Genomic DNA, 25351 nt, shown 5'->3' on the forward strand with positions numbered 1-25351 from the left:
CAGCGCCGCCGCGACGACCGCGCCGACCAGCGCCACGACGGCCGGACGGCGGGTGCGCAGCCGCGGCCACAGCAGCGCCAGGAACGCGCCCGCCGCGGCGGCGTCCAGCCCGTACCGGCGGGGGTCGCCGAGCGCGTCGCCGAGCAGGGCGCCGGCCAGCGTGGTGGCGTTCCAGCAGACGAACACCGCGACGCCGGTCACCCAGAAGCCGCGGCGGCGCGCGGCGTCCGTCGGCTGCGCGATCGAGACGGCGGTCGACTCGTCGATGGTGAGCTGGGCCGCGGCCAGCCGGCGCAGCCCCCGGGCGCCGAGCGTGGGGGCGACCTGCAGGCCGTACAGCCCGTTGCGCACCCCCAGCAGGCTGGACGCCGCGATCGCCGCCCCTGCGCTGCCGCCCCCGCCCAGCACGCCGACCAGCGCGAACTGCGAGCCGCCGCTGAAGACGAGCAGCGACGTCGCGCAGGCCTGCCAGACCGACAGTCCGCTGGCGACGGCGAGCGCGCCCAGGCTGACGCCGTACAGGCCGGTGGCGACCCCGACGGAGACGCCCTGGCGCACCGCGGACCGCACGGCCGGGTCGTCGCCGGCGGGGGTCGGCGGAGCGTCGTCTGCGGCGGTCGGCACGACCGTGACGGTGGTCGATGCGGCCCCGGAACTCAAGCCGGCACCGCATCGTGCGAGGTCACCGGTGTCATTCGCTCTGCGGCACAGGATCCACTGCCTCCCACATGCTCCCTGTGCCCGGTCGGGATGCATACTCGTCGGCATGCCCTGTGCGTCCCGAAGCGACCTCGGTGCCGACCGCTCCGAGACCCACCTCGTGGCGTCGCGCCGGTTCGCCTGCGAGCCGCGGGTCGGCTCGGCCGTGCGCCGGTTCGTGGCCGAGCAGACCGCCGACGTCGCGTCGCTCGTGCCCTCGCTCGACGTCGAGCTGGCGGCCACCGAGCTGGTGACGAACGTGGTGCTGCACGCCCGCACCGACTTCGAGGTGCGGCTGCTGCGTCGCGACGGCGTCGTGCGGCTCGAGGTGCAGGACGGCTCGTCGGCCCTGCTGCGGCCCGGCACGCTCGCCGACACCGCGATGAGCGGCCGCGGCCTGATGATGGTGCAGGCGCTCGCCTCGCGCTGGGGCGTCGAGCACCTGCCCGCGGGGGGCAAGTTCGTCTGGTGCGAGCTGGGCGGTGAGGTCGACCCGGCCGAGGTCGGTGCCGAGCAGCTGGTGCAGCTGTGGACGGGTGACGTCGACCTCGACGCCGGTGGCGACGAGCGGTTCGGCGTGACGGTCGAGGGCCTTCCGGTGCCCGAGCTGGTGGCCGCGAAGGTGCACATGGAGGACCTGCTGCGCGAGCTGCAGCTGGCCCTCATCGGCTTCACCAACGGCGGGCAGGTGCCGGCCGACCGCGAGGAGGTGCACCTCGCCCGGCGGCTGATCGCGGCGGCCGACGAGTTCTCCGACGGCATGGGCCAGGTGCGCACGCAGGCCATCGAGGCCGAGGCGGCCGGGCTGCGCACGATGACGCTGCACCTGCGCCTGCCGCTCGCGGCCGGTGAGGCGGCCCGGCGCTACCGCGACGCGGTCGCCGACGCCGAGCGCCTGCCGCCGGGCCGCTTCCTGGTGACGGCCGACCAGCTGCACGACGACGCGCCCGTGCGTCACCAGTACCTCGACGGCGTCATCGCACAGCTGGGCGCGGCCGACCCCGCCTGAGCGGGGCGGCCGCGCCCAGCGGCTCGCGGTCGGTCGGTGCGTCAGCGGGTCAGCCGATGAGGCCCAGCTGCTGCACGGCGTCGCGCTCCTCGGCCAGCTCGGCCGTGCTGGCGTCGATGCGCCCGCGCGAGAACGCGTCGATCTCCAGCCCCTGCACGATGTTCCAGGCGCCGTCCGAGACCGTCACCGGGAACGACGAGATGAGGCCCTCGGGCACGCCGTAGGAGCCGTCCGACACCACGGCCATCGACGTCCAGTCGCCCTCGGGCGTGCCGCGCACCCAGTCGCGGGCGGCGTCGACGGTGGCCGACGCGGCCGACGCGGCGGACGACGAGCCGCGGGCCTCGATGATCGCCGCGCCGCGCTTCTGCACGGTCGGGATGAAGTCGCCCTCGAGCCACGCCTGGTCGCCGACCAGCTCGGCCGCGTTCTGCCCGCGCACGGTGGCGTGGAACAGGTCGGGGTACTGCGTCGCGGAGTGGTTGCCCCAGATCGTCATGTGCTGCACGTCGGTGACGGCGGCGCCGGTCTTGGCGGCGAGCTGCGCGATGGCCCGGTTGTGGTCGAGGCGGGTCAGCGCGCTGAACCGCTCGGCCGGCACGTCGGGGGCGTTGCGCTGCGCGATGAGGGCGTTGGTGTTGGCCGGGTTGCCGGTGACGAGCACCTTGACGTCGTCGGCCGCGACGTCGTTCAGCGCGCGGCCCTGCGCGGTGAAGATCGCGCCGTTCGCCTCCAGCAGGTCACCGCGCTCCATGCCCTTGCTGCGCGGCCGGGCGCCGACGAGCAGCGCCACGTTCACGCCGTCGAACACCGTGGCGGCGTCGTCGCCGGTGACGACCTTCGACAGCAGCGGGAACGCGCAGTCGTCGAGCTCCATCACGACGCCCTCGAGGGTCGGCAGCGCCGGCGTGATCTCGAGCAGGCGCAGCTCGACGGGTACGTCGGGGCCGAGCAGCGCGCCGCTGGCGATGCGGAACAGCAGGCTGTAGCCGATCTGGCCGGCCGCGCCGGTGACGGCGACCTTGACGGGGGTGGTGCTCACGACGGCTCCTTCGACGACGGGCGGTGGGTGCTCGACGACCCTAGCCCGGCGCGCGGCTGGCCTCGTCCCGGGTGGCCCGATATCTTGACGTCAAGACGTCACCCGTCGTCGTGGAAGAGGAGCTGGAAGCACATGGCGAAGATCAAGGTCGCTGGCCCGGTCGTCGAGCTCGACGGCGACGAGATGACCCGGATCATCTGGCAGTTCATCAAGGACCGGCTGATCCACCCCTACCTCGACGTCGACCTGCGCTACTACGACCTCGGCGTCAAGCACCGCGACGCCACCGACGACCAGGTGACGGTCGACGCCGCGAACGCCATCAAGGAGCACGGCGTCGGGGTCAAGTGCGCGACCATCACCCCCGACGAGGCCCGCGTCGAGGAGTTCGGCCTGAAGAAGATGTGGGTCTCGCCGAACGGCACGATCCGCAACATCCTGGGCGGCGTCGTCTTCCGCGAGCCGATCATCATCAGCAACGTCCCGCGGCTGGTGCCGGGGTGGACGAAGCCGATCATCATCGGCCGGCACGCCCACGGCGACCAGTACAAGGCGACGAACTTCAAGGTGCCCGGCGCCGGCCGGCTCACCGTCACGTTCACGCCCGAGGACGGCTCGGCGCCGATCGAGCACGTGGTCGCGAACTACGGCCCCGACGGTGGCGTCGCGATGGGCATGTACAACTTCAACAAGTCGATCGAGGACTTCGCCCGCGCGTCGTTCAGCTACGGCCTGCAGCGCGGCTACCCGGTCTACCTGTCGACGAAGAACACGATCCTCAAGGCCTACGACGGCCAGTTCAAGGACACCTTCGAGCGCATCTTCGAGGCCGAGTTCAAGACCGACTTCGACGCCGCCGGCCTGACCTACGAGCACCGTCTCATCGACGACATGGTCGCCGCCGCGATGAAGTGGGAGGGCGGCTACGTCTGGGCCTGCAAGAACTACGACGGCGACGTGCAGTCCGACACCGTGGCCCAGGGCTTCGGCTCGCTCGGCCTCATGACGTCGGTGCTGATGACCCCCGACGGCCGCACCGTCGAGGCCGAGGCGGCGCACGGCACGGTCACCCGCCACTACCGCCAGCACCAGGCCGGCAAGCCGACGTCGACCAACCCGATCGCGTCGATCTTCGCCTGGACCGGTGGGCTGAAGCACCGCGGCAAGCTCGACTCGACCCCCGAGGTGACGGCGTTCGCCGAGACGCTCGAGCGGGTCTGCATCGAGACGGTCGAGAGCGGCAAGATGACCAAGGACCTCGCCCAGCTGGTCGGCCCCGACCAGTCGTGGCTCACCACCGAGGAGTTCCTCGGCGCCCTCGACGAGAACCTGTCGGCCGCGCAGGCCTGACGCCCGCACCCCGTCGTCCGACGTCCCCCGGTCGGCGCAGCCCCGCTGCGCCGGCCGGGGGATCGCTCGTCACAGGGTCTTCACACGGCTTGAGTCGGCAAGTACGTTGCCTGTCGTGTTCAGCCGACAGCAGCCCGTGACACGAGACTGGCGCATTCGCGACAAAGGCCACTACGGTGCGCCGATGCTCTCCCGACTCTCGACACCTGGCCGCTGGGCCGCCGTCGTCGCGCTCGCCGCGACGGCCGTGGTGCCGGTCACCACGGCGGCCTCCGCGGAGGCCGCACCCAGTGCAGCCGCGCAGAACCGCTACGAGGCCAAGGTGCAGAAGGCCATGAACGCCGCCCGATCCGACCACGAGCGCAAGAAGCTCAAGACCGACAAGTGCGCCAACCACTACGCCGAGGCGTGGGCGCGCAAGATCAGCAACCGCAGCATCCAGCACCAGGACCTCGGCCGCATCCTCGCCAAGTGCCACGCCGTCCGCGCGTCCGAGAACATCGCCCGCGGCAACGTCAGCTCGGCGAAGATGGTCTCGCTCTGGATGCACTCGCCCGGCCACAAGGCCAACCTGCTCGACAAGAAGGTCACCCGCGTCGGCGTCGCGACCGTCTGGTCGAAGGGCCGCTACACCGCCGTCACCGTCTTCATCAAGCCCGCCTGACCCCACCACCCGCACCACGAACGGGTCCACGCGCTCTGCCGGCTCAGCCGGTCTCGGGGGGCCGCGACGGACCACCCACCCCCCGCCGCCAGGTCGAGCGCTGCTCCCGGCGAGGTGCCCGGCACCGCCGTACGACACCATCTGCGGGTGCTCCGCGTCGTCACCGCCAACGTGAACGGCGTCCGCGCCGCCTCCCGTCGCGGCGGTCTCGCCTGGCTCAGCGCGCAGCAGCCCGACGTCCTGTGCCTGCAGGAGGTGCGGGCCGACGACGCGCAGCTGCGCGAGGTGCTCGACGCCGGCGGCTTCGCCCGCTGGTACGTCGTGCACACCGAGAGCCGCACCCGGGGCCGGGCCGGCGTCGCCGTCGTCACCCGCGCCGCGCCGCTCGCCGTCCGCACCGGCCTCACGCGTCGGACGGCGGACGCCGGGCGCTGGGCAGAGGCCGACCTCGACGTCCGCGGTCGCACGGTGACGGTGGTCTCGGTGTACGTCCCCACCGGCGAGGCGGGCACGCCCCGGCAGGACGAGAAGGAGCGCTTCCTGCGGGCGATGTCGCGCCGGATGACCGAGCTGCGCCGCGACCCGGCCGCGCTGGCGCTGGTCACCGGCGACCTGAACGTCGCCCACCGCGAGGCCGATCTGCGCAGCTGGCGCGGCAACCTGCGCAGCAGCGGGTTCCTGCCGTCCGAGCGGGCGGTGCTCGACCGGTGGCTCGGGCCGCGCGGCGGATGGGTCGACGTGCCCCGCGCGCTCGCCGGCGACCGGCCCGGCCCGTACACCTGGTGGTCGTGGCGCGGCCGGGCGTTCGACGACGACACCGGCTGGCGGATCGACCACCAGCTCGCGACCCGCCCGCTGGCCGCGCTGGCCCGCCGCGCCGAGGTCGGACGCGCCGCGACGTACGCCGAGCGGTGGAGCGACCACGCCGCCGTCGTCGTCGACTACGACCTCTGACGGTGCGCCCGCCCGCGCTGTAGGTTCCCGGCCGTGCACACCCTCGGGCAGGTCCTGGTCGCGCTGGTCGCGCTGATCCACGTCTACGTCGTGCTGCTCGAGATGGTGCTCTGGCGCACCCCGCGCGGGCGCGCCGCGTTCGGCACCACGCCCGAGTTCGCCGAGAGCACCGCCACGCTCGCGCTGAACCAGGGGCTCTACAACGGGTTCCTCGTCGCCGGGCTGGTGTGGGGGCTGCTCGCGTCCGGTGACCTGCAGCGGCAGGTCGAGACGTTCTTCCTGGCCTGCGTCGCGGTCGCGGGGCTGGTCGGCGCGCTGACCGTGAGCCGGCGCATCCTGCTGGTGCAGACCGTGCCCGCGGTGCTGGCGCTCGCGGTCGTGCTCGCGAGCCGCTAGCCCAGCTGCCGCAGCTGCCGCTGCAGGGCCACCGAGCGGTACGACGTCTCGACCAGCTCGCGCAGCTCGGTCTCGTCGAGGGGCGCGGCGTCGAGGTCGAGCGAGAGCCAGGGGGCGGTGCGGTAGTGGGGCGCCAGGAAGCAGCGGGGGTCCTGCAGCAGCGCCGGCCGCTCGTCGGGGTCGGCGCGCAGGATCAGCGACCACGGGTGCTCGTCGACGCCGCTGAAGACCGCGAAGATCTTCCCGCGCGAGCCGGCCCGGAACGTCGGCCGGCCCCACGCCTCGACCTCCGCGGCCTCGGGCAGCGCCAGGCAGACCCGGCGGACGACGTCGAGGTGCGGGTCGTCGTCGGTGAACATCCGGGGGTGCGCCACGGTCAGTCCGCCGCGCCGGCCCGCTGCACCACGGTCCCGACCCGCAGGGCCCGCGGGATCTCGGCGACCGCGTCGACCCGCGTCAGCAGCGCGGCGACCTGCTCGGGGCCGCTCGGGCCGTCGACGTCGACCAGGTAGGTGATGCCCGTCGAGGCCCACGTCGTCGGGTCGAGGTCGCCGGACGCCGTCACCCGCACCCCGTCGACCACGACGCCGAGCCCGGGCGCCTCGCGGTGCACGTCGTTCAGCACGCAGCCGGCCACCGACAGGTGCAGCAGGTGCGCGCCGGTGAAGTCGGTGCGCACCGACACCCCGCCGTCGGTCCAGCGGTGCGGCAGCACGGGCAGGCCGGGTTCGCGCAACGACCCGGAGGCGGCCCGCACGTCGTACGGCACGGCGTCAGTGTGCCGCCGCGGGCGCTCGCTGCCTAGAGCACCCGGTGGGCGGCGGGGGAGGGCTCGGCCAGCAGGAACGCCGGTGCCTCGAACCCGGCGCGGCCGAACGCCTCGTGCACGGCGCCCGCCACCGCGTCGACGGCGTCCGCCTCGACCAGCGCGATCGCCGAGCCGCCGAAGCCGCCACCGGTCATCCGGGCACCGAGCGCACCCGCCGTGAGCGCGGCCTCGCAGGCCACGTCGAGCTCGTCGCACGACACGCGGTAGTCGTCGCGCAGCGAGGCGTGCGACGCGTCGAGCAGCGGCCCGATCTCGCGCACCCGCCCGGCGTCGAGCAGCGCCACGACGTCCGACACCCGCTGGATCTCGGTGACGACGTGCCGGACGACGGGGTGCAGGTCGGCGTCGTCGAGCCGGGCCAGCACGGCGTCGAGGTCGCCGTCCGGGCCGTCGTCGAGCGAGTCGACGACGTCCCGCAGGCTCGGCACGCCCAGCACCTCGGCGGCGCGCTCGCAGGCGGACCGGCGCTCGCCGTACTGACCGTCGTTCAGCTCGTGGTGCGCGCGGGTGTCGATCACCAGCAGCGCGAGCCCGTCGTCACCCGGCGCGAACGGCACCTGCCGCACCGAACCGTCGCGGGTGTCGAGCAGCAGCGCGTGGCCGGCCGTGCAGCGCATCGCCGCGGCCTGGTCCATGCCACCGGTGGGGGCCTGCGCGACCTCGTTCTCGGCCCGCACCCCGACGGCCGCCAGCTCGGTGCGTCCGCCCTCGGCGTCGAGCAACCCGGTGCGCCACAACGCGTCCAGCGCGACGGCCGAGCCGCACGACAGCGCCGCCGACGACGACAGGCCGGCGCCGACCGGCACCTGGCTGTCGAGCAGCAGGCGCGCGGACGACAGCGCCTCGGGGCGCCGCTCGGCCAGCACCGCGGCGGCGCCGGCCACGTAGGCGCCCCACCCGCCGGGGGTGCCCGCCGCGACGTCCGACAGCGCGACGCGGACGTCGTCGCCGGCGCGCTGCACCGAGCGGGCCTCGAGCTGCGGGGGCGTGCCGTCGGCTCCGTCGACGCCGCCGGCGGCCACGAGCGTGGTGTGCGGCAGGGCGAACGGCAGGCACAGTCCGCCCACGTAGTCGACGTGCTCGCCGACCAGGTTCACCCGGCCCGGCGCGGCCCACACGCCCTCGGGCGCGACGCCGTAGGCATCGCGGAAGGCCGTCTGCAGGCGGGCTGCCCGCTCGTGCTCGTCGTCGCACGCGTGCCAGGTCAGGCCGCTCACCCGGCCACCTCGCGCAGCCGGTCGGCGATCCGCTCGGGCGTGGTGTCGTTGATGAACGCGCCCATGCCCGACTCGCTGCCGGCCAGGTACTTCAGCTTGCCCGGCGCCCGCAGCACCGAGGTGATCTGCAGCTGCAGCCGCACGAGGTCGCGGCCGGCGTGCACCGGGGCCTGGTGCCACCCGGCGATGTACGGCAGCCGCACCGAGCCGTCGTCGGTGACGTGGAACCGGTCGAGCCGGCGCAGCACGTCGAGGTAGACGGCGGCCAGCTCGGCCCGCTCGTCCTCCTCCAGCGCGGCGAGGTCGGGGACGGCGCGGTGCGGGGTCAGGTGCACCTCGACCGGCCAGCGCGCGGCGGCCGGCACGTACGCCGTCCAGTGCTCGCCGTCGACCAGCACCCGGCGGCCGCTGCGCCGCTCGGCGGCCAGCACGTCGCCCATGAGGTCGCCGCCGGTGCGCTCGCGGTGCTCGCGGGCCAGCCGCAGCAGCTGCTCGGTGCGCGGCGGCACGAACGGGTAGGCGTAGATCTGGCCGTGTGGGTGCGCCAGCGTGACGCCGATCTCCTTGCCGCGGTTCTCGAAGGGGAACACCGACTCGACGCCGTCGAGGGCCGACAGCTCGCGGGTGCGGTCGGCCCAGGCCTCGACGACGGTGCGTGCCCGGTCCGTGGTGAGGTCGGCGAACGTGCCGCCGTGGTCGTCGGTGAAGCACACGACCTCGCAGCGGCCGAACGCCGGGGCGCGGGGGACCAGCGGCTCGTCGTCGACGGTGCTCGGGATGCCGTCGAGCGTGCGCGTGCTCAGCGACGGGAAGCGGTTCTCGAACACCACGACGTCGTACCCGTCGGCCGGCACCTCGCTCGGCACGCTGCCGCGGCCGGTGGGGCACAGGGGGCACTCGTCGGCGGGTGGCAGGAAGGTGCGGTCCATGCGGTGCGCGGCGATCACCACCCACTCGCCGGCCAGCGGGTCGTACCGGCGCTCGCCGGCGGCGCCGGCCGGTCCGAGCGGACGCCGGTCGGGGACGACGCGCGTCGCCTCGCCCGACAGGTACGGCTCGGTGTCGTCGAAGTAGATGATCTCGCGGCCGTCGGTCAGCGTGCCGACGCTGCGGCGGACCCGGTGCTCGGTGGTCATCCCACCTCCTCCACGGGTGCGGCGACGTCGTCGCGGGGGTCGGGGTCGGGTGCGGCCGGCACCAGCTCGTCGTCGTCGGCGACCACGAGCCGCCCGACGCTGCGCGACAGCACCCGCTGCGCGCTGCGGGCCAGGCCGCGGTCGGTCACCAGCACGTCGATCTCCTCCAGCGCCGCGAAGCCGGCCAGCCCGACGACGCCCCACTTGGTGTGGTCGGCGGCCACCACGAGCCGGCGGGCCGACTGCAGCAGCGCCCGGTCGGTCTCGGCCTCCTCGACGTTCGGCGTCGTGAGCCCGACGTCGGGCGCGATGCCGTGGCAGCCCAGCACGAGGGTGTCGACGTGCAGGCTGCGCAGCGCCGCGACGGCCACCGGCCCCACCAGCGCGTCGGACGGCGTCCGCTGCCCGCCCACGAGGATCACCGTGCGGTCGTGGCGGGCCGGGTCGTGCATGAGGTCGGCCACCGGCACCGAGTTCGTGACCACGGTGAGGTCCTCGACGGCGAGCAGCTCTCGGGCGACGGCCAGGGTGGTGGTGCCGGCCGAGATCGCGACCGACTCCCCGGGCTCGACGAGCGCCGCCACCGCGCGCGCGATCGACTCCTTCTCGGCGCGGGCCAGCGCGGCCTTCGCCGATGCGGGCGGCTCGACGCCGCTGCGGTTGCCGATCGAGGTCGCGCCGCCGTGCACCCGGGCGACCAGGCCGCGGCGGTCGAGCGCGGCGATGTCGCGTCGCACGGTCATGTCGGAGACGTCGAGCAGGTCGACCAGGTCGGCCACCCGCACGCCGCCGTGGGCGCGCACCTCCTCGAGGATGCGCTCCTGGCGCTGCCTGGCGAGCACGGGCACCTCCCTCACGTCGGCACGTCCTCGGGCTCGACGGCAACCTTGGCGTCGATCGGGCGAAAAGGCAACGGAAACGAACACAAACCTACGGCGCGCCGTCCGATCGGCCCTTCGGTCCGGGACAGTCACCGTGTCCCTATCGTGACCTGCATCTGTTGGCACAACCCGCTCACAGGTGGGTCAGGTGCTTGACGAGCAGCATCCGGCCGCTGCATGGTGTGCGACACATCCTGATGGTTCGTGTTCGATTCTGTCGGCCGAACTCATCAGCTCAACGACGAGCAGTCCCGGAGGCGAGATGTCCCGTCCACGCAACCAGGCGGAGTACCTGGCAGGTCTGGTGCCGGACTCGGTCCGCGCGACCTCGGTCTCCCGCCGCGGTCTGTTCCGCGGCGCGCTGGGCCTGTCGGCCGCGGCGACCCTCGCCGCCTGCGGCGGCAGCGACAGCAGCGGCGGCGGTGGCGGTGGCGGTGGCAAGGTGAGCGGCACCATCACCTTCGGCTCGAACAGCTCCGACGCCGTGCCGAAGGCCGCCGCGGCCGAGGTGATGCAGAACTTCCAGAAGGCGACGCCGGGCACGACGGTGAAGATCAACACCGTCGACCACAACACCTTCCAGGAGCAGATCAACAGCTACCTGCAGGGCAGCCCGGACGACGTCTTCACCTGGTTCTCCGGCTTCCGCATGCGGTTCTTCGCCTCGAAGAACCTGGCCGGCGACATCAGCGACGTCTGGCAGGGCACCTCCGGCTTCAGCGACGCGCTGAAGGCGGCCTCGACAGGCGACGACGGCAAGCAGTACTTCGTGCCGTTCACCAACTACCCGTGGGCGATGTACTACCGGCCGAGCCTGTGGAAGAAGAACGGCTACGAGGTGCCGAAGACGCTCGACGACCTCACCGCGCTGGGCGCCCAGATGAAGAAGGACGGTCTGACGCCGATCGCGTTCGGCGACAAGGACGGCTGGCCCGCGATGGGCACGTTCGACCAGCTGAACCTGCGCATCAACGGCTACCAGTTCCACGTCGACCTGATGGCCGGCAAGGAGGCCTGGAACAGCCCGCAGGTCAAGAAGGTGTTCGACACCTGGCGGGGTCTGCTGCCCCTGCACCAGAGCGACTCGCTCGGCCGCACCTGGCAGGAGGCGGCCCAGTCGCTGCAGAAGAAGGAGTCGGGCATCTACGTGCTCGGCATGTTCGTCGGCCAGCAGTTCCCGGAGGGCGAGCGCGACGACCTGGACTTCTTCACCTTCCCGGAGATCGACCCGTCGATCGGCACCGGCGCGATCGAGGCGCCGATCGACGGGTACATGATGTCGAAGCGGCCGAAGAACGAGGCGGGCGCCAAGGCGCTGCTGAAGTACCTCGCGACCCCGGCCGCCGAGAACGTCTCGGTGAAGGCGGACCCGACGGTCATCGCGGTGAACAGCGGGGCCGACACCAGCGGCTACTCGGCGCTGCAGAAGAAGGCCGTCGAGTTCGTGGGCAGCGCCAAGGAGATCGCGCAGTTCATGGACCGCGACGCCCGGCCCGACTTCGCCAGCAACGTGATGATCCCGGCGATCCAGCAGTTCATCAAGAACCCGAACGACGTCGACGGGCTGACGAACAGCATCGAGAAGCAGAAGAAGTCGATCTACGCGAGCGACAGCTGACATGAGCACCACGGCCCCGGCCGCGCCCGCGACCCCGACGGGGAGCAAGCCTCCCCGTCGGGGTCGCAAGGTGCACCGCCTCAGCACCCGCGACAAGATCGCGCTGACCGTCATGGCGGGCGTGCCCGCGATCATCGTCATCGGGCTGGTCTGGGTGCCGGCCGTCATGACGGTGCTGGTGTCGTTCACCAACTGGGACGGCTTCACGCCGCTGCGCGAGGCCAAGGGCGTCGGGTTCAAGAACTACACGGACGTCGTCACGAACTACCCGCCGTTCAAGCCGGCCCTGGTGCACAACCTGGTGTGGCTCGGGTTCACGTTCCTCGTGCCCACGGTGCTGGGCATCTTCATGGCCGTGCTGCTCGACCGCGAGCTGCGCGGCGGGCGGCTCTACCAGACGGCGTTCTTCATGCCCGTCGTGCTGTCGCTCGCCCTCACCGGCTTCATCTGGCAGCTCATCTACAGCCGCGACCAGGGCCTGCTGAACGCGGTGCTGGGCAAGACCGGCGAGAACGCGATCGACTGGTACGGCGACTCGAGCGTCAACCTGTGGGCGGTGCTGTTCGCGGCCGCCTGGAAGCACACCGGCTACATCATGCTGCTGTACCTGGCGGGCCTGAAGGGGGTCGACCCCGCGCTGCGCGAGGCCGCCGCGATGGACGGCGCGTCGCAGACCAAGACGTTCTTCCGCGTGGTGTTCCCGGTGATGCGCCCGATCAACATCGTGGTCATCGTGGTGACCGTCATCGAGTCGCTGCGCGCGTTCGACCTGGTGTGGGTCATCAACAAGGGCCGCAACGGCCTCGAGCTGATCGGCACGCTGGTGTTCAGCAACATCGTGGGTGAGGGGCAGCGCATCCCGTTCGGGTCCGCGCTGGCGACGATCATGCTGCTGATCTCGGTGGTGTTCATCATCTTCTACCTCCCGGCCGTGATGAAGGAGGACAAGTGAGCACCGCGACGCAGGCGGTCGGCCACCGGGGGCGCGGTCGCACGCGCACCGCCGAGGTGGCTCAGCAGCACCGGCCGCGCACCGCCAAGCGCACGCTGCTGCACGTCTTCCTGATCGTGATGAGCCTGTCGTGGGTGTTCCCGCTCGCCTGGGCCGTCTTCAACTCGCTCCGCGATTACAACTACACGTCCCAGCACGGGTACGTGTCGTTCGGCGGCTTCACGCTGAAGAACTACGCGAACGCCTGGAAGCAGGGCGACTTCGGCCGGCACTTCTGGAACTCCGTGATCATCACGGTGCCCTCGGTGCTGGTGACGCTGATCCTGGCGTCCGCCGTGGCGTTCGTCGTCTCGCGCTACTCGTTCAAGCTGAACATCGTGCTGCTCGGCCTGTTCACGGCGGCGAACCTGCTGCCGCAGCAGGCGCTGCTGGTGCCGCTGTTCAAGCTGTACAACTCGATCGAGGTGCCGTTCTGGTTCAGCGAGTCGGGCACGCTCTACAACAGCTACTGGTCCGTCATCATCACGCACATCGCGTTCCAGACCGGCTTCTGCGCCTTCGTGCTGAGCAACTACATGAAGACGCTGCCCACCGAGCTGACCGAGGCCGCGATCGTCGACGGCGCGGGGGTGCTGCGCCAGTACTGGCAGATCATCATGCCGCTGTGCCGCCCGCCGCTGGCCGCCCTGGCCACGCTCGAGGTCACCTGGATCTACAACGACTTCTTCTGGGCGGTCGCCTTCATGAGCGAGGGCGACAAGTACCCCGTGACGTCGTCGCTGCAGAACCTGCGCGGCCAGTTCTTCACCGACTACAACCTGCTGTCGGCCGGCTCGGTGATGGCCGCGCTGCCGACGCTGATCGTGTTCTTCGTGCTGCAGAAGCAGTTCGTGAGCGGCCTCACCCTCGGGGCCACGAAGGGATGACGTGCCCGACCTGAGCGCCGACCTGCACCTGCTGCGAGCGGCGGGCACCGCCCTGCTGCTCGACACCAGCCTCGACGGCGCACCCGTCGTCCTGCACTGGGGTGCCGACCCCGGCGATCTCGACGACGTCGCGCTGCGCGGGATGGCGGAGGCGCTGGTGCGGCCGGTCGGGCGCAGCCAGCTCGACCTGCCGATGCGGCCGAGCCTGCTGCCGTCGGAGGCCGACGGGTGGTCGGGGCGTCCGGCGCTGACCGGCGCGGCGCCCGGCGGCAACCAGCCGCTGCGCCTGCGGCGCACCGGGTTCACCCGCACCGCCCGCGAGGACGGTGGCACCGACGTCGACGTCGAGCTGGCGGACGACGAGGTCGGCGTGCGCGTCACCCAGCAGCTGCGGCTCGAGCCGAGCGGCGTCGTCCGGCTGCGGCACGTGGTGACGGCGACGTCGGCGGCCGGCTTCTCGCCGCAGGGCGCCCTGGCGATGCTGCCGGTGCCGATGCTGGCGACCGAGGTGCTCGACTGCACCGGCCGGTGGACCCGCGAGCGCACGCCCCAGCGCGGGCCGCTGCTGCACGGGCAGCACGCGCGGGAGAACCGCCGCGGCCGCACCGGGCACGACGCGACGACGATGCTGGTGGCCGGCACCGCGGGGTTCGGCTGGCGCACCGGCCAGGTGTGGGGCGCGCACGTCGCGTGGAGCGGCGACCAGGTGCACGTGGTCGACCGGGTGCCCGAGGGGCACACCCTGCTCGGCGGCGGCGAGCTGCTGCGCGCCGGCGAGGTGCAGCTGGCCGAGGGGGAGTCGTACACCGCGCCCTGGACGGTGCTGGTCTGGTCGGACGAGGGCCTCGACGGCGTGAGCGCGCGGGTGCACGACCTGCTGCGCGCGCGGCCCGGCCACCCGAGCAGCCCGCGGCCGGTGGTGCTGAACACCTGGGAGGCCGTGTACTTCGACCACGACCTCGACCGGCTCACCGAGCTGGCCCGGGTCGCGGCGTCCGTCGGCGTCGAGCGCTTCGTGCTGGACGACGGGTGGTTCGGCTCGCGGCGCGACGACACCAGCGGGCTCGGCGACTGGACCGTCTCGCCCGAGATGTGGCCCGACGGGCTGAACCCGCTGTTCGACCGGGTGCGCGACCTCGGCATGCAGGTCGGCCTCTGGGTCGAGCCGGAGATGGTGAACCTCGACAGCGACCTGGTGCGCGCGCACCCCGACTGGCTGCTCAGCGCGCCGGACCGGCTGCCCCTGGTCTGGCGCAACCAGCACGTGCTCGACGTCGCGCGCCCGGAGGCCTCCGCCCACCTGCTCGAGCGGCTGTCGGCGCTGGTGAGCGAGCTCGGCATCGACTTCCTCAAGTGGGACATGAACCGCGACCTGCACGAGGCCGCGCACCCGGGGCCCGACGGGCGGTACCGGCCCGGCGTCCACGCCCAGACCACGGCGGTCTACCGGCTGCTCGCGGCGCTGCGCGAGCGGCACCCCGGGCTCGAGATCGAGTCGTGCGCGTCGGGCGGAGCCCGCATCGACCTCGGCGTGCTCGAGCACACCGACCGGGTGTGGGCGTCCGACACCAACGACGCGATCGAGCGGCAGGGGATCCAGCGCTGGACCGGGCTGATCCTGCCGCCCGAGCTGATCGGCAGCCACGTTGGTCCGGAGCAGGCGCACACCACCGAGCGCTCCGTGCACCTCAGCACCCGGTTGCTCACCTCGCTGTTCGCGCACGCCGGGTTCGAGTGGGACGTCACGCGGTGCTCGGCCGACGAGCTCGACCGGCTGCGGGCGTGGACGGCGCTCTACAAGGAGATGCGCCCGCTGCTGCACGGCGGTCGCACGGTGCGCACCGACCTGCCCGACCCCGGGGCGCTGCTGCACGGCGTCGTCGCGCACGACCGCTCCGAGGGGGTCTACGCGTGGGTGCGGACGGCGACCGCGCCGGTCACCGTGGACGCGCCGATCACGCTGCCCGGGCTCGACCCCGACCGCGCCTACCGGGTGCGCGTGCGGCACGAGCTGGACGACCCCGGGCTGCTCGACGGGCTGCAGCACACCCCGCCGCCGTGGACCGCGCACGCCGACGGCGTCGTGCTGCCGGGCGCCGTCCTCGCGGTGACCGGGCTGGCCGTGCCGGTGCTGCCGCCTGCGACCGGTCTGCTGCTGCACGTGACCGAGTCGACCCCGAACGGCTGACCCGCACGCCTCCGCGCACGGGCGCCCGCCGGGCCTGACAGAATGCCGCGCATGCCCGCGACACCCACCGAGCAGGCGTCAGCACGCCCAGAGCCGACCGCGCCCGCCGGCCGACCGCCGCGCGTGCTGTCGGGGATGCAGCCCACCAGCGACTCGCTGCACCTGGGCAACTACCTCGGGGCGCTGGTGCAGTGGGTCGCGCTGCAGCAGACGCACGACGCGTTCTACTGCGTCGTCGACCTGCACGCCATCACCGTCGACGTCGACCCGAAGCTGCTGCGCGAGCGCACCCGGCGCACCGCCGCGCAGTACCTCGCCGGCGGCGTCGACCCCGCGACGTCCACGCTGTTCGTGCAGAGCCACGTGCCGCAGCACGCCGAGCTGGCGTGGGTGCTGGGCTGCCTCACCGGCTACGGCGAGGCCGCGCGGATGACCCAGTTCAAGGACAAGTCCAGCCGCGAGGGATCCGACCGCACCACCGTGGGGCTGTTCACCTACCCGGTGCTGATGGCCGCCGACATCCTGCTCTACCAGGCCGACCAGGTGCCGGTCGGTGAGGACCAGCGCCAGCACCTCGAGCTCACCCGCGACCTGGCGCAGCGCTTCAACGCGCGGTTCGGCCGCACGTTCACCGTGCCGGAGCCGCACATCGTCAAGGAGACGGCGAAGATCCAGGACCTGCAGAACCCGGCGGCCAAGATGAGCAAGTCGGCCGCGTCGCTCGCCGGCGTCATCGACCTGCTCGACGAGCCAAAGGTGACGGCGAAGAAGATCCGCTCGGCCGTGACCGACACCGAGCGCGAGATCCGGTACGACGTCGAGGCCAAGCCCGGGGTGTCGAACCTGCTCTCCATCCACTCCGCGCTGAGCGGCACGCCGGTCGCCGAGCTCGAGCAGACCTACGCGGGCAAGGGGTACGGCGACCTGAAGGGCGACCTCGCCGGGCTCGTCGAGCAGACGCTGACGCCGTTCCGCGAGCGGGCGCTCGGCTGGCTCGCCGACCCGGCCGCGCTCGACGACGTCCTCGCCACCGGTGCCGACAAGGCCCGCACGGTGGCCCAGCGCACGCTCGAGCGCGTGTACGACCGGGTCGGCTTCCTCCCGGCGGGTGCACGGCGGTGATCCCCGACGCGACGACGACGTCGCCGGCCGGCCACCGCACCATCGGCGTCGCCGTCCCCGTCCCCGAGCCGTGGGGCGAGCGGCTGCGCGAGCACCGCGCCTCGTTCGGCGACCCGCTGGCCGCCAGCATCCCCACGCACGTGACGCTGCTGCCGCCGACCCCGGTCGCCGACGAGCTCGTCGACGACGTCGCGCAGCACCTCGAGCAGGTGGCGAGCACCATGCGCCCCTTCGACATCCACCTGCGCGGCACCGCGACGTTCCGGCCGGTGTCGCCGGTGGTGTTCGTGCAGCTCGTCGAGGGCATCGGCGAGTGCGAGCTGCTCGAGCGCGCGGTGCGCCGCGGCCCGCTCGAGCGCGACCTCGCCTTCTACTACCACCCGCACGTGACGGTGGCGCACCACCTGCCCGACGACGCCCTCGACACCGCGTTCGAGGCGCTCGCCGGCTTCGAGTGCCGCTTCACCGTCGACGCGTTCCACCTCTACGAGCACGGCGACGACGGCGTCTGGCGCACCGACCGGGCCTTCGGGTTCGGCGCGCGGGCCGAGAGCGCCGCCGTCGACGGGGTGCGCTGATGTCGCTCGGCGACCTGTGGGGCCGCGTCACCGCCAGCCACGCCTGGCGCTCGTGGGACCGCTACAACGGCTCGCGCGGCAACGTGCTGGCCGGCGGTGTCACCTACCTCGGCTTCTTCTCGATCATCCCGGCGCTCGCGCTCGGCTTCGCGATCGTCGGCCTCGTCGTCCGCGGCAAGAACGACCTGCTGACGTCGGTGACCGACCAGCTGTCCGACCTGCTGCCCGGCATCGTCGTCGACGCGTCCCATCCCGACGGCCTCATCGACCCGACGTCCCCGCCGGCGATCGACGTGCTGACGGTCACCGGCATCGTCGGCTTCGTCACGCTGCTGCTGTCGGGCACCGGGTGGGTCGACGCCCTGCGCGAGGGCGTGCGCGCGGTGTTCGGGCAGCCGCCGATGCAGATCAACCCGGTCAAGGGCAAGCTGCGCGACCTGGTGATGCTGGCGACCGTCGGCCTCGCGTTCGGCGTCTCGGGTGCGCTGTCGCTCGTGACCCAGTCGGCCGGCTCGTGGCTGCTGCGGCAGGTCGGCCTCGAGGGCTCGACGTTCGGCACGGTCGTGCTCACGATCGTCTCGTTCGTCGTGGTGTTCCTCGCCGACGCCCTGCTCATGGTGGTGGTGCTGCGCATCATGAGCGGTCTGCCGCTGCCCCGGGCCGACGTCGTGCAGGGTGCGGTGGTCGGCGCGATCGGCCTCGGCGTGCTGAAGCTGCTGTCCGGCCGGCTGCTGGCCTCGGCCGCCAACAAGCCGCTGCTCGCCGGGTTCGCCGTGATCGTCGGCCTGCTGGTGCTCATCAACCTGGTCAGCCGCGTGATGCTGCTCGCCGCCGCGTGGGCCGCCACCACGGCGGACGAGCGCGGGCACCTCGCCGTCGGCGCCGCCGCACCGCAGCACGCCCTGCCGCTCGGCCCGCGCGAGCAGACCCTGCCCAGCTTCGGGCAGCGCTCGACCGACCGGGTCAGCATCGCCGCCGGTGCCGTGCTCGGCGCCACCGCGCTCGTCGCCGCGCGGGCCGTCGGGGGCGGCGTCCGCACCGTGCTCGGCCGCGGTCGGCACCACGACGACGACTGACCCCCCTTCCGCGCGTCAGCCCGGTTTGCGCACGTCAGCCCGCTCGTCGGGGGCGCGCGTGCGGGCTGAGGCGCGCACGGGTCAGCGGGGCAGGTCCCAGTCCAGGATCGTCGCGCAACTGCTGCGGTCGGCACCCGCGCGGCGGTACGTCGCGAGCGCGGCGTCGTTCTCGGGGTCGACGGCCACCCACACGCCGTGGCAGCCGCGCTCGGCGGCCAGCTGCACGATCGCCTCGACGAGCGCCGTCCCGATGCCCCGCCGGTGGTGCGACTCGGCCACCCCGAGCTCGGAGACCAGCAGCTCGGTGCCCTTGTCGGGGTGGACCATCTCGACGCCGCTGACGAACCCGACGGGCTGGTCGCCGTCGTGCGCGAGCAGCAGGTGGTGGCCCGGGTCGGCGAGGAACCGGGCCGTCGCGTCGGGCAGCGGCGGTGCGTCGAACAGGTCGGCCGCGGCGTCCACCTCGGCGCTCGTCGTGGCCTGCACGATCCGCATGGCCGGCACCCTGCGCCCGACTGCTTCCGCGCGTCAACCCGCTTTCCGGCGTCCGGAACCGGGATGACGCGCGGAAAGCGGGCTGAGGCGCGGAAAGGGGTCAGGGGAGGCGGCGGCCGGCGGCGCGCAGCTGACGGCGGCGGGCCCGGGCGCTGAGCAGGGCCAGGGCGAACAGGACGACGGCGACGACCCCGGCGACGGCCATGACCACCGCGGCGGTGTGCCCGGCCCGGCCGACCGACGTCGTGGGTGCCGAGACGGCGGCGGCCGGTGCGCGGGTGGCGGTGGCGACGCGGGTGGCCGAGAGCGTGGCCGGCGTCGTGACCACCTCGCCGCGGTCGACGAGCCGTCCGACCGGCCGCGCCTGCCGGCCGTGGGCGAACGCCCAGTCGAGCAGCTTCGCCTGGGGCCGCCAGCTGCCGTCGGTGCGGCGCAGGGCGGTGACGACGTACGTGCGGCCGCCGCGGGTGGCGGCGCCGACGACGGTCCAGCGCGCGGCCTCGGTGTAGCCGTTCTTCACGCCGATCGCGCCGTCGTAGTTGGCGAGCAGCCGGTTGTGGTTCTGGATCTGGTACGTCGGACGCCGCTTGCCGCGCTTGGCCTTCTTGCCGGGGAAGTCGACGTGCCGGGTGGCGACCAGCGACCGGAACGCGGGCAGCCGCATGCCCGCGCGGGCGACGAGCGCGAGGTCGTACGCGCTGGTCACCTGCCCCTTCGCGTCGAGCCCGCTGGGGTTGCGCACCACCGTGTCGCGGGCGCCCAGCTCGGTCGCCTCGGCCTGCATCCGGGCGGCCGTGAGGTCGACGCCGCCCGCCGCACGGGCCAGCGCGGTGGCCGCGTCGTTGCCGGACGCCAGCATCATGCCCTCGAACAGCTGCTGCACCGTGTACGACGAGCCCGGGGCGATGCCGACGAGGCTGCCGTCGACGACGTCCGACGGCTGCACCTGCACGACCGTCGAGGGGTCGAGCTGCGGCAGCAGGGTGAGCGCGGTGAGCGACTTCAGCGTGCTGGCCGGCAGGTGCTGCGCGTGCGCCCCCTTCGCGGCGAGCACGTCACCGGTGCCGAGGTCGGCCACCAGCCACGAGGCAGCCGCCAGCCCCGGCGGTGCGGGGACGCCGGCCGGCAGGTCGGTCACGACGCCGCCGCGGGCGAGGGCCGCGCCACCTGGCACGGGGACCGCCGGCGCGGACGGCGTCGGCTGCGGGGTCGTCGTGACCGCGGGCGCCGCGACGGCGGGGGCGACGCCGGCCAGCAGCGCGGCGAGCGCCCCGGTCAGCGACGCCGCGAGTGCGCGCCTCACACCTTGCGGGTGAGGAGCGCGCGCTTGACCTCCTGGATCGCCTTCGTGACCTGGATGCCGCGCGGGCAGGCCTCGGTGCAGTTGAAGGTGGTGCGGCACCGCCACACGCCCTCCTTGTCGTTCAGCACCTCGAGGCGCAGGTCGCCGCCCTCGTCGCGGCTGTCGAAGATGAAGCGGTGCGCGTTCACGATCGACGCCGGGCCGAAGTACTGGCCGTCGGCCCAGAACACCGGGCACGACGTGGTGCAGGCCGCGCACAGGATGCACTTGGTGGTGTCGTCGAAGCGCTCGCGCTGCTCCTGCGTCTGCAGCCGCTCGCGGCTCGGCTCGTTGCCCTTGGTGATGAGGAACGGCATGACCTCGCGGTAGGCCGCGAAGAACGGGTCCATGTCGACGACGAGGTCCTTCTCGACCGCCAGCCCCTTGATCGGCTCGACCAGGATGGGCTTGTCGGGGTTCAGGTCCTTCAGCAGCGTCTTGCAGGCCAGCCGGTTCTTGCCGTTGATGCGCATGGCGTCCGAGCCGCAGACGCCGTGCGCGCACGAGCGGCGGAAGGTGAGCGAGCCGTCCTGCTCCCACTTGATCGTGTGCAGCGCGTCGAGGATGCGGTCGGTGGAGTGCACCGAGACGGTGTAGTCCTCCCAGTGCGCCTCGGTGTCGCGGTCGGGGTCGTAGCGCCGGATCCGCAGCGTGACGTCGAAGCTGGGGATGTCGGCCGGGCCGCCCTCGCCCTGCTCGGCCTGCTTGACCTGCTGCTCGGCGCGGCGCTCCTCGTCGGCGCTGGGCTGCGCGGCCGGCGCGGGCTCCGACGTCCTCGCCGTCCCGCTGCCGACGGACTCGTCGCGGGGCGAGCCGGTCGGCTCGGCGGGCTCGCGGGCCTGGAGCGGGTTGCCGTCGGGGCCGCGCGAGGTCTCGGGGTCGATCGGCGGGTTGCTGGGCGCGCCGTCGGACGACAGGTTCTCCTGCGACATCAGTACTTGCGCTCCATCGGCTCGTAGCGGGTCTGCACCACCGGCTTGAAGTCCATCCGGACGGCGAGCGGCTGGCCGTCGGCGAAGTCGCGGTAGGCCATGGTGTGGCGCATGTAGTTCACGTCGTCGCGGTTCGGGTAGTCCTCGCGGAAGTGCCCGCCGCGCGACTCCTTGCGCTCCAGCGCGCCGAGCACGATCACCTCGGCGAGGTCGAGCAGGAAGCCGAGCTCGACGGCCTCGAGCAGGTCGGTGTTGAACCGCTTGCCCTTGTCCTGCACCGAGACCGTGAGGTAGCGCTCCTGCAGCGCCTGGATGTCGCCGAGGGCCTGCTTCAGCGACGCCTCGGTGCGGAACACCTGGGCGTTGCGGTCCATCGTCTCCTGCAGCTCCTTGCGGACGGCGGCCACGCGCTCGCCGTCCGGCCGGTCGAGCATGCGCTGCAGCAGGGCGACGGTGTCGGCCTCGGGCGCCTCGGGCAGGTCGACCAGCGGTGCGGTGCGGGCGAACTCGGCGGCCGCGATGCCCGCCCGGCGGCCGAACACGTTGATGTCGAGCAGGCTGTTGGTGCCCAGCCGGTTCGAGCCGTGCACCGACACGCAGGCGACCTCGCCGGCGGCGTACAGCCCCGGCACGACGGTGGTGTTGTCGCTCAGCACCTCGGCCTGCACGTTGGTCGGCACGCCGCCCATCGCGTAGTGCGCGGTCGGGTAGACCGGCACCGGCTCGGTGTAGGGCTCGACGCCGAGGTAGGTGCGGGCGAACTCGGTGATGTCGGGCAGCTTGGCGTCGATGTGCGCCGGCTCGAGGTGGGTCAGGTCGAGCAGCACGTAGTCCTTGTTCGGGCCGCAGCCGCGGCCCTCGCGCACCTCGTTGGCCATCGAGCGGGCGACGATGTCGCGCGGCGCGAGGTCCTTGATGGTGGGGGCGTAGCGCTCCATGAAGCGCTCGCCCTCGCTGTTGCGCAGGATCGCGCCCTCGCCGCGGGCGGCCTCTGACAGCAGGATGCCGAGCCCGGCCAGGCCCGTCGGGTGGAACTGGAAGAACTCCATGTCCTCCAGCGGCAGGCCGCGGCGGAACGCGATGCCCATGCCGTCGCCGGTCAGGGTGTGCGCGTTCGACGTCGTCTTGAACACCTTGCCGGCGCCGCCGGTGGCCAGCACGACCGACTTGGCGCGGAACACGTGCAGCTCGCCGCTGGCCAGCTCGTAGGCCACGACGCCGGCGGTGCGCCGCTCGGCGCCCTCGCCGGTCATCAGCAGGTCGAGCACGTAGTACTCGTTGAAGAACTCGACCTCGTGCTTGATGCAGTTCTGGTACAGCGTCTGCAGGATCATGTGACCGGTGCGGTCGGCCGCGAAGCACGAGCGGCGGACGGCGGCCTCGCCGTGGTTGCGGGTGTGCCCGCCGAACCGGCGCTGGTCGATGCGCCCCTCGGGCGTGCGGTTGAAGGGCAGACCCATCTTCTCGAGGTCGAGGACGGCGTCGATCGCCTCCTTGCACATGACCTCGGCGGCGTCCTGGTCGACGAGGTAGTCGCCGCCCTTGACGGTGTCGAAGGTGTGCCACTCCCAGTTGTCCTCCTCGACGTTGGCGAGGGCGGCGCACATGCCGCCCTGCGCCGCGCCGGTGTGCGACCGGGTGGGGTACAGCTTCGTCAGCACGGCCGTGCGAGCGCGCTGGCCGGACTCGAGCGCCGCGCGCATGCCCGCGCCGCCGGCCCCGACGATGACGACGTCGTAGGTGTGGGTCTGCATGTCAGCTCCTCAGCGGATCAGCGGGCGCAGAACGACGGCAGGAGGTCGGCCGGCTCGCCGACCGGGCACGGGTCGAACGTGAAGATGACCAGCGTGCCGAGCACCAGCACCAGGGCGCCGCTGAGCACCAGCAGCGTCTTGAGCACGATGCGGGTGCGGTCCTTCTCGGCGTAGTCGTTGATGATCGTGCGGACGCCGTTCATGCCGTGCAGCTCGGCGAGCCACAGCATCAGCAGGTCCCAGACCTGCCAGAACGGGCTGGCCCACTTGCCGGCCACGAAGGCGAAGTCGACGCCCTTGATGCCCTCGCCCGCCACCAGGTTCACGAACAGGTGGCCGAACACGAGGGCGATGAGCACGACGCCGGAACCGCGCATGAACAGCCACGAGTAGAGCTCGAAGTTGCTGCGGGTCGACCGGTCGCGGCGGTAGGGCGTGCGCGGTGCGTCGATGGTGGTCACGAGCAGCCCCTACGAGAAGACATGCATGAGGTGGCGGACGGCGAACGGGGCGAAGACGACCACCCAGAGGCCGACGACGGCCCACAGCATCTGCCGCTGGTAGCGCGGGCCCTGCGACCAGAAGTCGACCAGGATCAGCCGGACCCCGTTGAACGCGTGAAAGATCACCGCGGCGACCAGACCGGCCTCGCCGAGCCCCACGACGGGGTTCTTGTAGGTGCCGATCACGTCGTTGTACGCCTGCGGCGAGACGCGCACGAGCGCGGTGTCGAGGACGTGGGCGAACAGGAAGAAGAAGATGAGGACGCCGGTCACGCGGTGCGCGACCCACGACCACATCCCCTCGCGGCCCCGGTACAGGGTGCCTGCGGGTGCCTGCGGCACGATCACTGCCTCTCACCATCGGGCGGGGGGCGACGTCACTGGCCGCCCGGTGCGCGTCGCGGCCAGGCGGACGACGTCGTCCACGACGTGGTCACTCTAGTGACGGGCGCCGCGTCATCAGGTACCGGAACCGCGCCATGTGACGAACTCGTCAAGATCAGGGCAACAGCGTGCAACCAGCCCGTCGAGCGGTCCCCGGGGGCTCTGCACGCCGGTACCGTCGACGGATGACGGCCCCCGCTGCCCCCGCCCCCCTGTCCGGCTTCCACGCCGTGGTCCCGGCGGGCGGTGCCGGCACCCGGCTGTGGCCGCTGTCACGCTCGGGGCAGCCGAAGTTCCTGCACGACCTCACCGGCACCGGCCGCTCGCTGCTGCAGGGCACCTGGGACCGGCTGTCGCCGCTGGCCGAGGGTGTCTGCGTCGTCACCGGCGTCGCCCACCAGGCCGCGGTCGCCGAGCAGCTGCCGGGGCTGTCGGTGCGCGACCTGCTGGTCGAGCCCGCACCGCGCGAGTCCGCCGCCGCGATCGGGCTGGCCGCCGCGGTGCTGCACGCCCGCGACCCGGAGGCCGTGCTCGGCTCGTTCGCGGCCGACCACGTGATCGGGGACGACGCGGTGTTCGCCGAGGCGGTGCACGAGGCGGTCGCGGCCGCGCAGACCGGCCGGCTGGTGACGGTCGGCATCGAACCCACCCACCCGGCCACCGGCTTCGGGTACGTGCGGGCCGGCTCGGCGCTGAGCGTCGAGGGCGCGCCGTCCGCGCTGGTCGTGGAGGAGTTCAGCGAGAAGCCCGACGCCGAGACCGCCGCCAAGTACGTCGCGAGCGGCGAGTACCGCTGGAACGCCGGCATGTTCGTGGCCCGCGCCGCGGTCGTGCTCGACATGCTCGACGAGTACCAGCCCGCGCTCGGCCGGCAGCTGCGCCGGCTCGGCGCCGCGTGGGACACCCCCGACCGCACGACGGTCATGGAGCAGGTGTGGCCCCGGCTGCCGAAGATCGCGTTCGACTACGCCGTCGCCGAGCCCGCCGCCGCAGCCGGCCGGGTCGCCGTCGTCCCGGGCCGGTTCGGGTGGGACGACGTCGGCGACTTCCACTCGCTCGCCGCGGTGCTGCCGGCCGGCGAGGGCGGCCTGCAGGTGCTCGGCGAGACCGGGCTGGTGCTCAGCCGCGACGCGACCGGCATCGTCGTGCCGTCGTCCGGCCGGCTCGTGGCCCTGCTCGGCGTCGACGACCTCGTCGTGGTCGACACCCCCGACGCGCTGCTCGTCGCCCCTCGCGCGCGGGCGCAGGAGGTCAAGCACCTCGTCGAGGAGCTGAAGCACCAGGGCCGCGGCGACCTGGTCTGA

26 protein-coding genes are annotated in these 25351 nt (G+C 72.9%); 13 read left to right on the top strand and 13 right to left on the bottom strand.

Annotated features, from left to right (window positions below; translation table 11 throughout):
* Positions 1-624, bottom strand: a 624-nt coding sequence (locus ACYVI6_RS06080) for an AzlC family ABC transporter permease (RefSeq protein WP_460445510.1), incomplete at its 3' end; no start/stop codon positions are given.
* 142 nt (positions 625-766) lie between these two features.
* Here ACYVI6_RS06080 and ACYVI6_RS06085 point away from each other — a divergent pair.
* Positions 767-1708: an ATP-binding protein gene (locus ACYVI6_RS06085; protein WP_460445511.1), complete on the top strand. Its 942-nt coding sequence runs from the start codon at positions 767-769 to the stop codon at positions 1706-1708.
* 49 nt (positions 1709-1757) lie between these two features.
* Here ACYVI6_RS06085 and ACYVI6_RS06090 read toward each other — a convergent pair whose 3' ends face one another.
* Positions 1758-2750: a malate dehydrogenase gene (locus ACYVI6_RS06090; RefSeq protein ID WP_460445512.1), complete on the bottom strand. Its 993-nt coding sequence runs from the start codon at positions 2748-2750 to the stop codon at positions 1758-1760.
* A gap of 132 nt (positions 2751-2882) precedes the next feature.
* Here ACYVI6_RS06090 and ACYVI6_RS06095 point away from each other — a divergent pair, with 132 nt between their 5' ends.
* From ACYVI6_RS06095 to ACYVI6_RS06110, 4 genes are all read left to right on the top strand, one after another.
* Complete coding sequence (locus tag ACYVI6_RS06095) at positions 2883-4100, top strand: NADP-dependent isocitrate dehydrogenase (RefSeq protein ID WP_460445513.1); 1218 nt, start codon at positions 2883-2885, stop codon at positions 4098-4100.
* A gap of 184 nt (positions 4101-4284) precedes the next feature.
* The gene (locus tag ACYVI6_RS06100) at positions 4285-4764 is read left to right on the top strand and encodes a CAP domain-containing protein (RefSeq protein WP_460445514.1); all 480 of its coding nucleotides are present in this window, start codon (positions 4285-4287) and stop codon (positions 4762-4764) included.
* A gap of 147 nt (positions 4765-4911) precedes the next feature.
* Positions 4912-5718, top strand: coding sequence for an exodeoxyribonuclease III (locus ACYVI6_RS06105; RefSeq protein ID WP_460445515.1), 807 nt, complete (start codon positions 4912-4914; stop codon positions 5716-5718).
* Between the two features lie 33 nt (positions 5719-5751).
* Positions 5752-6114 carry a DUF1304 domain-containing protein gene (locus ACYVI6_RS06110; RefSeq protein ID WP_284289888.1) on the top strand — a complete coding sequence of 121 codons (363 nt, stop codon included), beginning with the start codon at positions 5752-5754 and terminating at the stop codon, positions 6112-6114.
* On the opposite strand, the gene ACYVI6_RS06115 is transcribed toward ACYVI6_RS06110, so the two are convergent.
* From ACYVI6_RS06115 to ACYVI6_RS06135, 5 genes are read right to left on the bottom strand one after another with little or no spacing between them, the layout of a single operon-like run.
* On the bottom strand, positions 6111-6488 hold the full coding sequence (locus ACYVI6_RS06115) for an MmcQ/YjbR family DNA-binding protein (RefSeq protein WP_460445516.1): 378 nt from the start codon (positions 6486-6488) through the stop codon (positions 6111-6113). The two genes, ACYVI6_RS06110 and ACYVI6_RS06115, sit on opposite strands and share 4 nt — an antisense overlap.
* Positions 6489-6490: 2 nt before the next feature.
* Positions 6491-6883, bottom strand: a complete 393-nt coding sequence (locus ACYVI6_RS06120; RefSeq protein WP_284289889.1) for an OsmC family protein — start codon at positions 6881-6883, stop codon at positions 6491-6493.
* 32 nt (positions 6884-6915) lie between these two features.
* Positions 6916-8160 (bottom strand): galactokinase, encoded by a 1245-nt coding sequence (gene galK / locus ACYVI6_RS06125; RefSeq protein WP_460445517.1) that lies wholly within the window; start codon positions 8158-8160, stop codon positions 6916-6918.
* On the bottom strand, positions 8157-9296 hold the full coding sequence (gene galT, locus ACYVI6_RS06130) for a galactose-1-phosphate uridylyltransferase (protein WP_460445518.1): 1140 nt from the start codon (positions 9294-9296) through the stop codon (positions 8157-8159). The genes galK and galT overlap by 4 nt, the downstream gene beginning before the upstream one ends.
* Positions 9293-10144 (bottom strand): DeoR/GlpR family DNA-binding transcription regulator, encoded by an 852-nt coding sequence (locus ACYVI6_RS06135; protein WP_460445555.1) that lies wholly within the window; start codon positions 10142-10144, stop codon positions 9293-9295. The genes galT and ACYVI6_RS06135 overlap by 4 nt, the downstream gene beginning before the upstream one ends.
* Positions 10145-10439: 295 nt before the next feature.
* Between ACYVI6_RS06135 and ACYVI6_RS06140 the strand changes: the two genes are divergently transcribed.
* Genes ACYVI6_RS06140 through ACYVI6_RS06170 form a run of 7 tightly spaced genes read left to right on the top strand, consistent with a single transcriptional unit; the run spans position 10440 to position 18637 of the window.
* Positions 10440-11795: an ABC transporter substrate-binding protein gene (locus ACYVI6_RS06140; protein ID WP_460445519.1), complete on the top strand. Its 1356-nt coding sequence runs from the start codon at positions 10440-10442 to the stop codon at positions 11793-11795.
* Between the two features lies 1 nt (position 11796).
* Positions 11797-12747, top strand: a complete 951-nt coding sequence (locus ACYVI6_RS06145; RefSeq protein WP_460445520.1) for a carbohydrate ABC transporter permease — start codon at positions 11797-11799, stop codon at positions 12745-12747.
* Complete coding sequence (locus ACYVI6_RS06150) at positions 12744-13673, top strand: carbohydrate ABC transporter permease (protein ID WP_460445521.1); 930 nt, start codon at positions 12744-12746, stop codon at positions 13671-13673. Before ACYVI6_RS06145 ends, ACYVI6_RS06150 begins: the two co-directional genes overlap by 4 nt.
* Position 13674: 1 nt before the next feature.
* Positions 13675-15861: an alpha-galactosidase gene (locus tag ACYVI6_RS06155; protein ID WP_460445522.1), complete on the top strand. Its 2187-nt coding sequence runs from the start codon at positions 13675-13677 to the stop codon at positions 15859-15861.
* Positions 15862-15912: 51 nt separating this feature from the next.
* On the top strand, positions 15913-16983 hold the full coding sequence (trpS, locus tag ACYVI6_RS06160; protein ID WP_460445523.1) for a tryptophan--tRNA ligase: 1071 nt from the start codon (positions 15913-15915) through the stop codon (positions 16981-16983).
* A complete protein-coding gene (locus ACYVI6_RS06165) occupies positions 16980-17561 on the top strand; it encodes a 2'-5' RNA ligase family protein (protein WP_460445524.1) in 582 nt (193 codons plus the stop codon). Before trpS ends, ACYVI6_RS06165 begins: the two co-directional genes overlap by 4 nt.
* Positions 17561-18637: a YihY/virulence factor BrkB family protein gene (locus tag ACYVI6_RS06170; RefSeq protein WP_460445525.1), complete on the top strand. Its 1077-nt coding sequence runs from the start codon at positions 17561-17563 to the stop codon at positions 18635-18637. Before ACYVI6_RS06165 ends, ACYVI6_RS06170 begins: the two co-directional genes overlap by 1 nt.
* Before the next feature lie 81 nt (positions 18638-18718).
* On the opposite strand, the gene ACYVI6_RS06175 is transcribed toward ACYVI6_RS06170, so the two are convergent.
* The 6 genes from ACYVI6_RS06175 to sdhC all read right to left on the bottom strand — a co-directional run bounded on the left by ACYVI6_RS06175 (position 18719) and on the right by sdhC (position 24005).
* Entirely contained in the window at positions 18719-19132 is a 414-nt protein-coding gene (locus ACYVI6_RS06175; RefSeq protein WP_460445526.1) for a GNAT family N-acetyltransferase, read from the bottom strand.
* Positions 19133-19232: 100 nt separating this feature from the next.
* The gene (locus ACYVI6_RS06180) at positions 19233-20435 is read right to left on the bottom strand and encodes a D-alanyl-D-alanine carboxypeptidase family protein (protein WP_460445527.1); all 1203 of its coding nucleotides are present in this window, start codon (positions 20433-20435) and stop codon (positions 19233-19235) included.
* Positions 20432-21145, bottom strand: a complete 714-nt coding sequence (locus ACYVI6_RS06185; protein WP_460445556.1) for a succinate dehydrogenase iron-sulfur subunit — start codon at positions 21143-21145, stop codon at positions 20432-20434. Before ACYVI6_RS06185 ends, ACYVI6_RS06180 begins: the two co-directional genes overlap by 4 nt.
* Positions 21146-21405: 260 nt before the next feature.
* Positions 21406-23160, bottom strand: a complete 1755-nt coding sequence (gene sdhA, locus ACYVI6_RS06190; RefSeq protein ID WP_460445528.1) for a succinate dehydrogenase flavoprotein subunit — start codon at positions 23158-23160, stop codon at positions 21406-21408.
* A 17-nt stretch (positions 23161-23177) separates the two neighbouring features.
* A complete protein-coding gene (locus ACYVI6_RS06195; protein WP_460445557.1) occupies positions 23178-23627 on the bottom strand; it encodes a succinate dehydrogenase hydrophobic membrane anchor subunit in 450 nt (149 codons plus the stop codon).
* A gap of 3 nt (positions 23628-23630) precedes the next feature.
* Positions 23631-24005, bottom strand: coding sequence for a succinate dehydrogenase, cytochrome b556 subunit (gene sdhC, locus ACYVI6_RS06200; protein ID WP_284289910.1), 375 nt, complete (start codon positions 24003-24005; stop codon positions 23631-23633).
* 227 nt (positions 24006-24232) lie between these two features.
* Here sdhC and ACYVI6_RS06205 point away from each other — a divergent pair, with 227 nt between their 5' ends.
* The gene (locus ACYVI6_RS06205; RefSeq protein WP_460445529.1) at positions 24233-25351 is read left to right on the top strand and encodes a mannose-1-phosphate guanylyltransferase; all 1119 of its coding nucleotides are present in this window, start codon (positions 24233-24235) and stop codon (positions 25349-25351) included.

Source organism: Angustibacter aerolatus, assembly GCF_054776675.1.